The 12,981-nt window shown below is 66.3% G+C and carries 13 protein-coding genes; 2 read left to right on the forward strand and 11 right to left on the reverse strand.

The window, feature by feature from the left end; translation table 11 throughout:
* Positions 1-106 precede the first annotated feature (106 nt).
* The gene (locus ACSQ12_RS12275) at positions 107-613 is read left to right on the forward strand and encodes a DUF2004 domain-containing protein (protein ID WP_209744237.1); all 507 of its coding nucleotides are present in this window, start codon (positions 107-109) and stop codon (positions 611-613) included.
* 132 nt (positions 614-745) lie between these two features.
* On the opposite strand, the gene metE is transcribed toward ACSQ12_RS12275, so the two are convergent.
* From metE to ACSQ12_RS12320, 9 genes are all read right to left on the reverse strand, one after another.
* Positions 746-3,106 carry a 5-methyltetrahydropteroyltriglutamate--homocysteine S-methyltransferase gene (metE, locus tag ACSQ12_RS12280; protein WP_436065580.1) on the reverse strand — a complete coding sequence of 787 codons (2,361 nt, stop codon included), beginning with the start codon at positions 3,104-3,106 and terminating at the stop codon, positions 746-748.
* Between the two features lie 161 nt (positions 3,107-3,267).
* A complete protein-coding gene (locus ACSQ12_RS12285; RefSeq protein WP_436065581.1) occupies positions 3,268-4,239 on the reverse strand; it encodes a methylenetetrahydrofolate reductase in 972 nt (323 codons plus the stop codon).
* 385 nt (positions 4,240-4,624) lie between these two features.
* On the reverse strand, positions 4,625-5,518 hold the full coding sequence (locus ACSQ12_RS12290) for a CPBP family intramembrane glutamic endopeptidase (protein WP_436065582.1): 894 nt from the start codon (positions 5,516-5,518) through the stop codon (positions 4,625-4,627).
* Positions 5,519-5,612: 94 nt separating this feature from the next.
* Positions 5,613-6,383, reverse strand: a complete 771-nt coding sequence (locus tag ACSQ12_RS12295; RefSeq protein ID WP_436065583.1) for a hypothetical protein — start codon at positions 6,381-6,383, stop codon at positions 5,613-5,615.
* Positions 6,380-7,390 carry a vWA domain-containing protein gene (locus ACSQ12_RS12300; RefSeq protein WP_436065584.1) on the reverse strand — a complete coding sequence of 337 codons (1,011 nt, stop codon included), beginning with the start codon at positions 7,388-7,390 and terminating at the stop codon, positions 6,380-6,382. The genes ACSQ12_RS12295 and ACSQ12_RS12300 overlap by 4 nt, the downstream gene beginning before the upstream one ends.
* Positions 7,387-8,406, reverse strand: a complete 1,020-nt coding sequence (locus ACSQ12_RS12305) for a vWA domain-containing protein (protein WP_436065585.1) — start codon at positions 8,404-8,406, stop codon at positions 7,387-7,389. The genes ACSQ12_RS12300 and ACSQ12_RS12305 overlap by 4 nt, the downstream gene beginning before the upstream one ends.
* Positions 8,397-8,912, reverse strand: a complete 516-nt coding sequence (locus tag ACSQ12_RS12310) for a hypothetical protein (RefSeq protein WP_436065586.1) — start codon at positions 8,910-8,912, stop codon at positions 8,397-8,399. The genes ACSQ12_RS12305 and ACSQ12_RS12310 overlap by 10 nt, the downstream gene beginning before the upstream one ends.
* Positions 8,902-9,825, reverse strand: a complete 924-nt coding sequence (locus ACSQ12_RS12315) for a DUF58 domain-containing protein (protein WP_436065587.1) — start codon at positions 9,823-9,825, stop codon at positions 8,902-8,904. The genes ACSQ12_RS12310 and ACSQ12_RS12315 overlap by 11 nt, the downstream gene beginning before the upstream one ends.
* A 10-nt stretch (positions 9,826-9,835) precedes the next feature.
* On the reverse strand, positions 9,836-10,843 hold the full coding sequence (locus tag ACSQ12_RS12320; RefSeq protein WP_209744209.1) for an AAA family ATPase: 1,008 nt from the start codon (positions 10,841-10,843) through the stop codon (positions 9,836-9,838).
* Positions 10,844-11,004: 161 nt separating this feature from the next.
* On the opposite strand from ACSQ12_RS12320, the gene ACSQ12_RS12325 reads away from it, so the two are divergent.
* A complete protein-coding gene (locus ACSQ12_RS12325) occupies positions 11,005-11,202 on the forward strand; it encodes a hypothetical protein (RefSeq protein ID WP_245199119.1) in 198 nt (65 codons plus the stop codon).
* A gap of 7 nt (positions 11,203-11,209) precedes the next feature.
* Here ACSQ12_RS12325 and ACSQ12_RS12330 read toward each other — a convergent pair whose 3' ends face one another.
* Positions 11,210-12,100 carry a carbohydrate ABC transporter permease gene (locus ACSQ12_RS12330; RefSeq protein ID WP_436065588.1) on the reverse strand — a complete coding sequence of 297 codons (891 nt, stop codon included), beginning with the start codon at positions 12,098-12,100 and terminating at the stop codon, positions 11,210-11,212.
* Entirely contained in the window at positions 12,097-12,978 is an 882-nt protein-coding gene (locus ACSQ12_RS12335; RefSeq protein WP_209744202.1) for a carbohydrate ABC transporter permease, read from the reverse strand. The genes ACSQ12_RS12330 and ACSQ12_RS12335 overlap by 4 nt, the downstream gene beginning before the upstream one ends.
* Between the last annotated feature and the right edge of the window lie 3 nt (positions 12,979-12,981).

The following is a 12,981-nucleotide window of genomic DNA, read 5'->3' on the forward strand; positions in this document are numbered from 1 at the left end:
AATGTACCCGGGCAAGGACGCAGCGAGGGTTATGGACCGGGGGTCCGGCGCCAGATAAAAATCCCTGATGCTGGAATGGACTGCCCGAGAGGACTATGTTGAACATATGAACAAGGTAGCGAGCCGGCTCTTTGGTGAGATCGAGCTTAACCACGGCCGGGACCACAACATTGCAGCGAAGCATGAACTGGGCGGGCAGCCGGTTGAGCTGGACCTCAACATCAATGCGCACGACCACTTCGACGAGGCGGCCATGCACAAGGTGGACTACCGGCTGCGGTACCTGCCCGAGCTCGTGGACCAGGTGCGGGACATGATCGCCGAGGAGCTGGAACAGGAGGGCACCAGCCCCCAGGAGTACCGGCACTTCCACTGCAACGCCATCAAGGATGAGCACCTCAAGAAGGTCTTCGGCGTGGAAGACAAAAGCCAGCTGACGAATGCGGTGTTCCTGAAGGCCCTGAAACTCGGCCACGTGGGAATCTACCCCGGCCAGCCTGAACGCTACTTTGTCCTCGACTTCACCCTGGGCGAGCATTTCACTGACGAAGTCCTGGTGGCCTCCGCGGATGAAGACGGCGTCGTCGACGACGAAATCGTCTGGGAGTCCTAAATCGACTCCTCCGTGGGCGCCCTTTTGGGCGGTCAAAAGGGCAGTTGCTCAGCAGTCGATGCGTGATTAACGACGACGGCGCCCGGTCACCGAAAAAGTGACCGGGCGCCGTCGTGCTTTAGTCAGTGGTTGTTACCTGGCTGCTTCGAGCAGTTCAGCGCGGACCGTCTTGGTGGCCGCGACGAGGTTGCGCAGGGACTCCTCGGTCTCGGCGTAGCCGCGGGTCTTCAGGCCGCAGTCCGGGTTGACCCAGAGCTGGCGGGACGGGACGTGCTTCACGGCGGTGCTGAGCAGCTCGGTGACTTCCTGCTCGCCCGGGACGCGCGGCGAGTGGATGTCGTAGACGCCCGGGCCAACGCCGCGGCCGAAGCTGTGGGACTCGAGGTCGTGGACAACTTCCATTCGGGAGCGTGCGGCCTCGATCGAGGTGACGTCAGCATCCAGTCCGTCGATCGCGTCGATGATGGCGCCGAACTCCGAGTAGCACAGGTGGGTGTGGATCTGCGTGGAATCGGCAGCACCGGCCGTGGCCAGGCGGAACGAGTTGACGGACCAGTCCAGGTACGCGGCCTGGTCGGCTTTGCGCAGGGGAAGGAGTTCGCGCAGTGCGGGCTCGTCCACCTGGATGACCTTGATGCCGGCTGCTTCGAGGTCGGCGATTTCGTCGCGCAGGGCCAGGCCGACCTGGTTGGCGGTCTCGCCCAGCGGCTGGTCGTCGCGGACGAAGGACCAGGCCAGGATGGTGACCGGACCGGTGAGCATGCCCTTCATCGGTTTGCTGGTCAGCGACTGGGCGTACTCGGCCCACTTCACCGTGATGGGGGCGCTGCGGGTGACGTCGCCCCACAGGATGGACGGACGGGTGCAGCGTGAGCCGTAGGACTGGACCCAGCCGTGGACCGTGACGTCGAAGCCTTCCAGGTTCTCGGCGAAGTACTGGACCATGTCGTTGCGCTCGGGCTCGCCGTGGACCAGGACGTCGTAGCCGAGCTCTTCCTGGAGCTCCACAACGCGCTTGATCTCGTCCTTCATGAGCTGCTCGTACTCCTCGTCGGTGAGGTCGCCCTTGTTGTTACGGGCGCGGGCGGAACGGATTTCGGAGGTCTGCGGGAAGGAGCCGATGGTGGTGGTGGGCAGCGGCGGCAGGTGCAGGGCCTCTTCCTGGGCTGCTTCGCGGACCGAGTACTCGGAGCGGTTGAAGTCGGCCGGGGTCAGGGCGGCGGTGCGGGCCCGGACATCGGCGCGCTGCACACCATCGGCGGCGGCGCGGGACGCGATGATGCGGGTGGCTTCGTCGATGGCCTGCTGCACCGTGTTTGTTTCAACACCGGCGGCATCGGTCAGCAGGCCGGCGAGGGTTGCCACTTCAACGGCCTTCTGGTCGGCGAATGCCAGCCAGCTGCGGAGCTGCTCGGACAGCTGGGTCTCTTCCTCGACGTCGTGCGGGACGTGCTGGGTGGAGGTGGAGGTGCTGACGGCGAGCGTGGCCACGGACTTCTTCAGTTCGGCGATCTTCTCCGCAGAGGCGGCGAGATCATTGCGCCAGATGTTGTGGCCGTCCACGACGCCGGCAACCAGGGTCTTGCTGCCCAGTGCCGCGAGTGCCGCTGCGGAGGGAACAGCGCCCTTGAAGACGTCGATGTGCAGGGCGTCGATATTGGTGGCCGCGAGGGTGCCAAGCTGGCCATTGAGTGCGCCGTACGGGGTGGAAACGAACAGCTGCGGGCGGCGGGCTGCAGCGGACAGGACCTCGTAGGAGCGGGCAACGGCGGCCTGGATCTCTTCGGCGGAGGTGTCCTGGTCAACCACGAGGGCGGGCTCGTCCAGCTGGATCCAGCTTGCTCCGGCGGCGGCCAGCTTCTCCAGCAGTGCAGTGTAGACCGGCAGGACGTCCTCGAGGCGGGACAGCGGGCTGAAACCGGCCGGGGCGTCGTCGGAAGCCTTGCTCAGGAGCAGGAAGGTGACCGGACCCACGATGTACGGGCGGGTCTCCACGCCGTTGGCGAGGGCGTACTCAAACTCCTCTACGATGCGGTTGGAGGTCAGCGCGAACTTGGTCTCGGGGCCGATTTCCGGCACGAGGTAGTGGTAGTTGGTGTCGAACCACTTGGTCATTTCCAGCGGCTGCTCTTCCTTGTTGCCGCGGGCCAGGGTGAAGTAGCCGTCGATGTCCAGCTGTCCCTCGGCGTTGAGGAGGTTGCCGAAACGGGCCGGCACGGCGCCGAGGTGGGCGGCGGCGTCGAGCACCTGGTCGTAGAAGGAGAAGGTGCCCGGAACAGCGGCGGCTTCGGTCAGGCCGAGTCCCTGCAGGCGCTTGGCGGTGCCCAGCTGGATCTCCTTCGCGGCGGCATCGAGGGCGGCGGCGTCGATCTTGCCGGCCCAGTAGGCTTCGACGGCCTTCTTCAGTTCGCGGCGGCGGCCGATGCGCGGATAGCCCAGGATCGAAGCGGACGGGAAGGGAGTGGTCACGGCCGGGGTGTTCTGCTCAGTCATGTGGAATTCCTTGGGTGTTGGTGAAAGTCAGGGGTGTTGGATGAGAGTGTCAATGCCGGAGGGCGCGCCGGAGCCACGGGCGGGCGGTGCTGCCGAACGTGCGGTGCGTGCCGCGGGCGGGCGGTATTGACGGGCGGGCGGTGCTGTCGGGCGGAGCCGGCTCAGCTGGCCATTTCCTGGTGGCGGCGGGCAATGGCATTGAGCCTGCTCGCCGGACGGGCCGGGCGCGGCAGGGCCAGCTTGTCCAGGACCTCCAGAGCACACGCGTGTTCGTTGAAGGTGTACAGGTGGATGCCCGGTGCTCCGGCATCCAGGGCTGCGTTGGCCAGGTCCACCGTTGCCCGGACTCCGATCAGCCGGCGCTCGGCGTCGGTGTCCGCGGCTGCCAGGCGCGCCATCAGTTCCGGTGCGGGTTCGACGCCGGTCAGCTCAGCCAGCCGGTTGAGCCGCCGCACGCTGGTTAGGGGCATAACGCCCGGGATGATGGGGATGGTGACCCCGGCCCGGCGCGCCCTCGTGATGAGGTCGGCGAACTGCTCCGTATGGAAGAACACCTGTGTGATGGCGAAGTCGGCCCCGGAGCGCTGCTTGGCGAGCAGCACCTCGACGTCGTGGGCTTCGGTGGGTGATTCCGGGTGCCGCGTCGGGTACGCGGCCACGCCGACCGCCACTCTGCCGGCACACAGCAGGGCCGAACGGCGCTGCTCCACGCGGCGGATCAGTTCGATCAGGTCCTGGGCGTACCGAAGGGAACCGGTAACCGGTGCCGCTCCGTCCTTGGGCCTGTCACCGCGGAGGGCCAGAATCCCGCGGACGCCCACGTCGAGGAGCTCACCGATGATCTCGGAGAGTTCCTCCGGCGTGTTGCCTACGCAGGTCAGGTGGGCCAGCGGGCGCAGCGTCGTCTCGAGCAGAAGCCGGTTGATGAGTTCGACGGCGGTGTCCCGGTTTGATCCGCTGGCGCCGTACGTCACGGAAACGTAGTCCGGGTCCGTGGCTTCCAGCTCGCCAATAGTGGTCCAGAGCGACTCGGCGGCCGCCGGAGAACGCGGCGGGAACAGCTCGTACGAAAGCGCCACCGGGGCGGCGTCGGAGAGATTCGGATGTGTGTCAATAAGGCTAGGTGGAGACATTTGCGTCCTTGGCTTTGAGCCATTGCCGGCAGCCGAGCCTCAGTCCATGGGACCTCGGAAACGCTGAACCGTCAATGAATTTGAGTTTGGGAACACGGAGAAAACTTCGGCAGGGCGCAGCCGCGACTGTTACGCCTGACAGGAAGTTGTCCGTGAGCAAATGTCAGGCCCACATGGGGGCACCCACACCCTCCTGCCGGAGGATCGCTGACACGTTACCTCGGTAACTTGTATAAGACTCTAGGGCCCTGCTCCGCGGCGTTCAAGCTGGCTCCCGAATTAAGACGCACCTTTACGCTCTGTTGCGTCGCCGCGCAGAACATTGTTCGCCGAAACGCCCGCAATTGACCAGCACCCGGAATGATGTGCGCGGCTGCCTGCGGATTCAGGGCTGGCGGCCGGCTGCCTTCCGTAACCTCCGGTGCCCCAACCACACCGCGGCGGCCATCAGGCCCAGGACATCGGCGAATCCAAGGATCGCTTCCCAGGGCAGCTCGATATCCCCGCTGTTGAGGTTGTTGAAGAACGAACCCAGCGGGGTGAGCAGCGGCCACAGGACAAGAACGTTCCGGACCAGCGCAAAGGCCACGGCGTAGACGACGCCGAGACCGAACAGGAAGACCATCCCTTGCCCGCTCATCCCGTAGCCGACGTGGTACACCGCGTACAGGGCCGCCGCCAGCGCGATCCCGGGGGCCGGGCCCAGACTTGCACTCAGGCGCGTCTGGACGAATCCTCTAAAGAAGACCGTCTCAAAGGCCCCGACGGTCAGCGACATCACCAGCAGCGGAATCCAGTCCACGGGCGCCGGCAGCGTATAACCCCGGAGGGTGATGGCGAACTGGATTGCGGACAGGACAAGGCCCAGGATGACAGCCTCTTTCCAGTTTCCCAGCCACAGGCCCAGGTCGGACAAAGGCCGCCGCCGCCGCACCGTGTAGAACACCGGCCCCGCGACTCCCAGGACAAGCCCGGTGCCGAAGCACAGGAAGAGGCCCAGGACGTTGGCAGTGGTGAAGACCGTGAATGCCAGTCGGAAGAGCGCGACGACGGCGAGGTACAGTGCCGCGACCACGGCCAGGTCCAGCTTGTCGACTCGTGGCCGTGCGTTCCCGGACCTCCGGAGTCCGGGACCTGCGAGGAGAGCGAGCACAAGTGCTGAAGCCGGGATCACCAAACCGTACAGAGTCAGGTCCAGGAACGCCAGCGAGAGCATCGCCGCAACCAGCCACGAAGCCCACATCCATTGAGGGCCGTTGACATACCTTGCGATTTTCATCAGCTGCCGCCGCTCTGTTGTTCGGCTTCCCCCCTTATCAGCGTGGTGGAGGATAACTCCCGGCGCTAGGGGAATTGGTCGCAACCTCCGCGGATCACCAGGGTTTGTCTGTGCCGGATCCGGTGTCGGCCTTCCTGAGGTACTCGTCCCGCTGCATGCCGCCGTTGCGTTCCCGCTGCGCGGACCTGGCCTGCTCCCCCAGTTTGTCCAGCTGGCTCTGCTGCGGTTCCGGATCGGGCTGCGGCTGCTTGTCGCCGGACCCGGGTTCGGTGCCGGACGCGGCGCCTCCGAGTTTGTCCGCCTTGCCTTGCAACCGTTGTTCCGCTTCCCGGAGGCGGTCGCCTTCGCCGTCCGCCCCGTTGGCGGCGGCCTCGCTGCCCTGGGGATTGAAGCACCCGGGCGGAGCGGCCTTGACCGCCGCCAGTCCGTCGCCGTAAAGGTGGCCTGCTTCGGCGCCGGAGCCACCCGACTCGACGGCCTTGTCTGCCAGCCGTTCGATGCTCAGGACCAGGTTGACGCGCACCTTGCATTCGTCAGCCGGCGGGGCGTCAGCGAGGGCTGCCTCGAAGAGGACCCGGGCACCGTCGTAGTCCCCGCCCAGCACCAGTGCATCGGCGGCCGCAAAAGGCGCTTTGTGCCGTTCCACGATATTGGCGATGCCCAGTCCGGATGCCGCGGAGGCAAGGGCAGCCTGGTCGCCGCGGCCGAACGATCCTGCCGCCTCGCCGCCCAGGTAGCCGACGCTCAAGAGCTTGACGGCGAGCGCCACGGCAATTGACACAGGCACTGCGGATCCCAGCAGCAAACGGCGCCGTCGACGCTTGCGCTGGTCCTGCACCGGTTGCAGGCCCGCGGCCCGGGTCATGCGCGGGCCTCCTGTCTTCCGGGCCTGAGCTGCCTCAGCTGGCGGAGCACCGTGAGGCTCTCCCACAGCGCGAGGAAGAACGCGGCCAGTGCCGGGGCCCAGTACAGTTCCACCCTGCCCTCGACTGACTCCGTTGCTTCCTTGAGGGCGCCGGGCCGGGCCGCCTGCATCATCGGGGCCACTGCATCCCCAGCTGCCCGGTGGACATAGGGAACGCCGAGCTGCGCTGCGATCCCCCGAAGCGTGTCCTCGTCGATTCGGGACACGGCGTCCCCTGCGTTTTCCCCGCTGCGGTCCTGGATGTAGCCGGTGGCTTCGTCGGCTGAATAGCTGCTCTTCTCCTTCATTCGCCCGCCCTGGTCTGTGCCGTAGCCGAGCACCGCGCCGCCGTTGACCAGCGAAGCATCCACGTTCATGGGCTCCGGTGCCCTTCCGCTGGTCTGCTCGCCGTCGCCGAAGTAGTAGACGATCCGCGCCCGCTCCGGGTGGCTCTCCCGCGCTGCCCCCAGCCGTTCGTTAAGGACGGTCCGGGCGGCAGTGACGCTGCTGCCTGTCGAGTACATGGTGATCTGGGGTTCCAGCACGCCGGTCAACGTATCAAGGGCTGATGTGTCCGTCGTCAGGGGCATCCGGACCACCGCCTGTGAATCGAACGTGATCATGGAGAACCGGGCCCCGGCCAGCTCCCCGGCTATGGCCATGATGTCCTTCCGGACGCCGTCCAGTCTTGGACTTCCCTTGCCGTAGTCTTCGGCGGAGATGCTGCTGGTGGTATCCACCACGAAGAAAACGTTCACGTCGGTTGCCGCGGCCCGGACGCTCCCGCCGGGCACACCCGGGCGGAGGGCCGCCAGCAGCAGCAGGACCACAAGTCCGGAAGGCAGCAGCAACCCGCGAAGGCCGGCGCCGCGGAGCCGGCTTCCGACGGCCGTCCACGTAAGGAAGACGACGACGGCGACAACAACCGGCAGCATGATCCACCACGGCCAGATGGGCTGGAACGTCACGACCGCAGCCTCCACGTAGCGCCGGCCAGCACCAGTCCGGACAGCAAAGCGATGCTCAGGGGAATCTCGGCACGGTCCGAAACGGCGGCTTGCGGGGCGGCTTTGAAGACGCTGGCCTCTGTGGACTGGACCCTGCGGATGATCTCCGCGACGGCTTCCGGGCTGTCCAGCGCGTAGTAAGCACCGCCGGTGCCTTCCGCAGCGGTGCGTAGCTGAACGCCTGGCTGGTCGGGGTCCGTGCCGTAGTCGAAGTCTCCGGGGTTGAGGGCGTAGACCCGGACGTCCTTCTTTTTGGCCAGTGCCGCCGCTTCCTGCAGGGTGAAGATGGGCTCACCGGAAATGAAGTTATCGGTGGCCAGTACTACGGAGCGGGATCGTTCCTCCGTGCCGTCGGTTGCCTTCCCGCCCATGCCGGTACTGCCGCCGTTTGCCGGGAAGCCCTGCACGCAGGAGGCCAGCCCGTCGCCGATCAGCGAGGAACCTGCGCCGTTCCATGTGCCGTCCAGGAACGCGGCGCTGCCGGGTGCACCGTCAAAAGCTTTCCGGGCTGCCTCAAGCTGCTCCTGCACGACGTCGTAATCATCGGTAAGGGGGAAGACCTGCACCGCGCTGCTGTCGAAGACGGTCAGGCCCAGCCGCTCGCCGTCGAATCCCTCTGCGAGCCGGGCAAAGACTTCCACCACCGCCGCGTCGGCGCTGCTCATGGATCCCGAGGCGTCAAGGCACAGGATGATGTCGCGGTTGCGCTGTTCGGGGCTGACTGTGGTTCGTTCGGCGGGACGTGCTGCTGCCACCACGGCTGCCGCCATCAGCACCCCGCCGGCGACGGCGGCAACTGTGAGCAGGCGCCGGTGCCGCCGCACAGCGGCCCGGTACTCCGGCAGCTCGGTGAGCCGGCTGCCGTGGGCCACGGGCCGCCGGGTCGCTTGGTCGCCCCGCTGCCTGCGCGCCATCCAGTACGCCCCTGCGCCAAGAAGCAGGGCCGCCGGAATCATCCACCAGAAGATCAGCTCCATGTCCTGACCACCTCCCGGGCCGTTTCCGCCGCCATCGCCACAGCGTCGCGGGGTTCAGTGGCGGGAGATTCAGTGGACCGGGGTTCAGCGTCCCGGGGTTCGGGGCTGAATTCCGCCGGGTAGAAGCTGCTGACAGCCAGGGCGGCCGCCGGAATGTTCTGCTCGTTGAGCTCAGCCAGGGTCATCCGTGGAGCATTGATCCCGGTGACGTCGCGGACAAAACTCCGGATAAGCAGGCTCAGCTCCTGGTGCGCGGCGCGGGCGGACAGCCGGCCGGCCGTGGCATCAGCCGCCACACTATCGATCCGGCTCAGGTAGTCCCGTTTCAGGCCGGACGGATCCGATGGCGGCGCGGGGGGAGGTACGGCGAATACGTCGGGCCGCCGCCGGGTGCTCAGGAGCACGTAGGCCAGCCACGCAGCCACGAGCACCAGCACGCCGAGGCCGGCCCACGGCAGCCAGGCACTGTATTCCAAGGGGCCATAGAACCCGGAGTCATTTCCCACGGCGGTGCCGTTCCAGCAGGGTGAACACCGCAGGCATTACATCATGGCTGCTGCCCGCGTGGACGTGGGCTATGCCCATCCGCCGCAGCACAGCTTCCCGCGCTGCATCGCGCTGCTCCTGCGCCGCGGCATAGGCACGGATGATGGCCTCGGACGCCGCCAGGCGGCCGGGAAGGAAGCCGGCGTCCGCAACGTCGTACCGGTCGGCGGGTCCGGCGGCGGCTGCCTGTGTCCCGGTGGAGTTTGGTACGGCGGAGTCGGGGCCGGCCAGCTGCGCGTCGCGGACGGTCAGCCAGAGGACTTCGTGCTGGGCGCGCAGGCGGCGAAGCAGCCGCTCCATTCCGGCGTCGGGCACCACCTCATCGGCCACAACGAAGAGCAGCATGCGCTGGCCGAAGTTGCGTGCCACATAGGAGAGCTGCTCGCTGATGTCGCTGCGGGGCGAGGTCAGCGCCGTGGCATCGTTGACTTCGCGAAGAAGCCTTTCCAGGTGGGCCTCGCCGGCTTTCGCGGGCAGGGACCGGGTCGACGTCCCGTCGCCGCAGACGAGCCCCACCACGTCGCCGTGACGGTGGGCAAGGTAGCCCACCACGCCCAAGGCCATCACGGCAATGTCCTTCTTCTCCTCGCCGCCGAGCGCAGAGGCAGCCATGTTGCGTCCGGTATCCGTGACCAGCAGCACGGTCTGCCGCCGCACTGCAACATAGCGCTTGATGAGCGGGGATCCGTGCCGGGCAGAGGCTTTCCAGTCGATGTCGCGGACTTCGTCTCCGGGAATGTAGGCCCGGAGGTCGTCAAAGTCCAGGCTGCGGCCCTTGAAAACGGAACCGTATTCGCCGTCGAGCATTCCGCGTGCCTTGCGGTGGGCGAAGATCGACATCTTCGATTTCACCCGGGTCAGGAGGCTGGACATGCGGGCGCGCTCACGGAGTCTGGACGGACGCCACGATGGCATCAATGACGGTTTCGACGGGAACCTGCTCCGCCACCGCTTCGAAGCCGAGGATAATCCTGTGCCGGAGCACGCGGTGGGCCAGTGCCTTCACGTCCTCGGGAATCACGTGGTCCCGGCCGTTCAGGAGGGCGACGGCGCGGGCGGCCTGGCTGAAGGCGATGCTGGCGCGCGGGCTGGCTCCGAATTCGATAAAACCCGCCAGGCGGGAGTCGATGTACTGGGCCGCGTTCCGGGTGACAAACACCAGCCCCACGATGTACCGCACTATTGCGGGATCGATGTAGACCCGTTTGACCAGCTCCTGCACTTCCGAGACCGCGGCCAGGGACGCAGCCGCGGCGGGGCGCTGTTCGTCGGTGAAGACGCCGGAATCGATCCTGCGGATGATCTCGGCCTCTTCCGCAGGCGTGGGGTAGTCCAGGACGTCTTTGAGCATAAAGCGGTCCATCTGGGCCTCGGGCAGCAGGTAGGTGCCCTCCTGCTCGATGGGGTTCTGCGTCGCCAGGACAAGGAAGGGGGAAGGCAGCCGGTGCACCACTCCCCCGATGGACGTCTGCCGCTCCTGCATCGCTTCGAGCATGGCGCTCTGGGTTTTTGCGCTGGAGCGGTTGATCTCGTCCAGGAGCACGATGTTGGCGTGGACCGGGCCAAGCTGGGTGACGAACGTGCCCTTGGCGGCATCATAGATCTGCGTGCCCACGATGTCGCTGGGGAGCAGGTCCGGCGTGCACTGAATCCGCCGGAACTCTGCGCTGACGGCCTCCGCGACCGTCTGCGCGGCCGTGGTCTTCGCCAGTCCGGGGACGCTTTCGAGCAGGATGTGGCCGCCGGTCATGAGCCCTACCAGCAGCGATTCACGGAGCCTGGCCTGCCCCACAACCTTTGCGTCGAAGCTGCGGGAGATGCTGCCCATGACCTGCTGCGCCCGGGCCAGTTCCGCCGCTTCGATCCGGACGGCGGCCGTAGTCTGAAGCACTGGAATTCCCCCTGGTTGCTGTTCATGAACGGCCGCTGCTGCTGCCGGATGTCCGGCGGTCACTAGGCGCCCGCCACGGGCCATACTATCCAAGACCCGGGCGGCAGATTCCACAATGGGGACCACTCCCCATGCGGGCCGCGCAGGACTATCCTGATGGCATGATTCAGCTTCCAGCCAGTTACCAGGAGTACCTCGCCGGTAAGAGCGAGAGTTTCATCAACACTGTCCGTCCGATCCTCATGCAGTCGGCGGCGGAAAAAGTACACGGAGTCCGGGTGCTCAACCTGCCCCACGGCCATCAGGCGCATCTGGACAACACGATTCCGTTCGGGACAGTAGTCGAGGACATCGACTGAAGGCGGCTCAGCCTTTCATCGCTCCGGACAGCGCAAACGATCCGCCGGCTCCCCGCGCCACCAGCACATAGAGGACCAGGACCGGAACCGAATACAAAATGGAGAATGCGGCCAGCTGGCCGTAAGCGACTGCGCCGTGCTGTCCGAAAAAGCTGAAGATCGAAACCGACGCGGGCTGCTTTGACGGCGACAGCAACAGGATGAACGGTACGAAGAAGTTCCCCCAGGTCTGGATGAAGACGAAAATAAACACCACTCCCAGCCCCTGGCGCATGAGCGGCAGCACCACGGAACGCAGGGCAGTCAGCCCGGAGGCGCCGTCCACCCAGGCGGCCTCCTCCAGCGAAACGGGCACCGCGTCCATGAAGTTCTTGGTCATCCAGATGGCCATGGGCAGGGAAGTTGCCGCAAGGAAGAGCACTGTGGCCGGCAGCGAATCCAGCAGGCGCAGCTGGACGAACAGGCCATAAACGGGCACCATGATGGCCGTAATCGGCAGGCAGGTGCCGCACAGGATCGAATACAGGAACGGCCGGTTGAACCTGGACTGGAACCGGGACAGCGGGTACGCGGCCAGAACGGCTGCGCCCAGGGTAACTGTTGCCGTCCCGGCGGAGAGCAAAAGGCTGTTCCAGAGCGGTCCGAGCAGTAGTTCGGGAGTGAGGACAGCCGCAAAGTTGTCGAGCGAAGCACTGGCCGGCAACTGGGTCCGGTAACCCGCCGTTGTGTCCAGGGAGGCGAATACCAGCCAGAGCAGCGGCAACACGAAGCAGGCGCCGATCAGCAACAGGGCGGCGTCTGCCGGCGTCCGGGCCCGGCGGAATCCTGGCGAGGCAACTCCCCGGCGGGTGGGCCGCCGTGAAGCCACTTCAAGGGGCCGCCGGCCTGTCGTCGTCATCGTTTGTCCCCCTTGAGCAGCCGGACGTAGGCAATCCCGAACACCAGGCCCAGGACGATGAGCACCGAGGCGATGGCCGTGCCGTAGCCGATGTCGCCGAATTTGAAGGCCTCCTGGTAGGCGAGGACCGGCAAGGTGGTGCTGGCATTGGACGGCCCGCCGGCCGTCATCACCCAAATCAGGGTGAACACGGCCAGGGTCTGGAGCGTCACGAGCATCAAATTGGTGGCGATGCTGGACCTGATCAGCGGCAGCGTGATGAACACCAGGCGCTGCCAGCCGGAAGCGCCGTCCATCAGGGCTGCCTCGGAGATGTCCCGGGGAACGTCGGCCAGGGCCGCCCGGTACACCAGCATGGAGAACGCGGTGCCGCGCCAGATGTTGGCCAGCACCACGGCCACCATGGGATAGGCATAGAGCCAGTCCGGCCCGGCAGCGCCGGCATTGCCGAGCAGCTGGTTCAGCGTCCCGTCCTTGCTGAAATAGGCATAAGCGGCAAAGGCCGCCACAATCTCGGGAAGCACCCAGGCGGCGACCACCGCAGTACCCACGACTGCGGACACCGGCTTCCGGGCGCGCGTCATCAGGCCCGCAATCAGGAGTCCCAGCAGGTTCTGGCCCACCACCGCTGACGCAACAACAAAGACGATGGTCAGGAGGACCGCGGCCGGGAACGCAGAGTCACTGAACAGCCGCACATAATTTTCGACGCCGGTCCAGGCCGGGTTCCTGGCGTTGCGGCCGGTGAGGGCGGCATTGGTGAAGGAAGCGTGGAAGGACCACAGGACGGGCGCCGCCAGGAAGAGGAGAAGCAGCAGGACAGAGGGCACCACCGGCAGCAGCCGGAGCTGCCGCCGGACAGTTCGTCGTTCAGCCATGCG

The sequence above is a fragment of the Arthrobacter sp. LjRoot14 genome (assembly GCF_964253905.1).
Lineage (GTDB): Bacteria > Actinomycetota > Actinomycetes > Actinomycetales > Micrococcaceae > Arthrobacter.

Excerpts from the sequence above, each read along its gene's own strand:
- ACSQ12_RS12275 (WP_209744237.1), top strand. The coding sequence starts at position 107 with ATGAACAAGGTAGCGAGCCGGCTCTTTGGTGAGATCGAGCTTAACCAC.
- metE (WP_436065580.1), bottom strand. The coding sequence starts at position 3,106 with ATGACTGAGCAGAACACCCCGGCCGTGACCACTCCCTTCCCGTCCGCT.
- ACSQ12_RS12285 (WP_436065581.1), bottom strand. The coding sequence starts at position 4,239 with ATGTCTCCACCTAGCCTTATTGACACACATCCGAATCTCTCCGACGCC.
- ACSQ12_RS12290 (WP_436065582.1), bottom strand. The coding sequence starts at position 5,518 with ATGAAAATCGCAAGGTATGTCAACGGCCCTCAATGGATGTGGGCTTCG.
- ACSQ12_RS12295 (WP_436065583.1), bottom strand. The coding sequence starts at position 6,383 with ATGACCCGGGCCGCGGGCCTGCAACCGGTGCAGGACCAGCGCAAGCGT.
- ACSQ12_RS12305 (WP_436065585.1), bottom strand. The coding sequence starts at position 8,406 with ATGGAGCTGATCTTCTGGTGGATGATTCCGGCGGCCCTGCTTCTTGGC.
- ACSQ12_RS12315 (WP_436065587.1), bottom strand. The coding sequence starts at position 9,825 with ATGTCCAGCCTCCTGACCCGGGTGAAATCGAAGATGTCGATCTTCGCC.
- ACSQ12_RS12325 (WP_245199119.1), top strand. The coding sequence starts at position 11,005 with ATGATTCAGCTTCCAGCCAGTTACCAGGAGTACCTCGCCGGTAAGAGC.
- ACSQ12_RS12330 (WP_436065588.1), bottom strand. The coding sequence starts at position 12,100 with ATGACGACGACAGGCCGGCGGCCCCTTGAAGTGGCTTCACGGCGGCCC.
- ACSQ12_RS12335 (WP_209744202.1), bottom strand. The coding sequence starts at position 12,978 with ATGGCTGAACGACGAACTGTCCGGCGGCAGCTCCGGCTGCTGCCGGTG.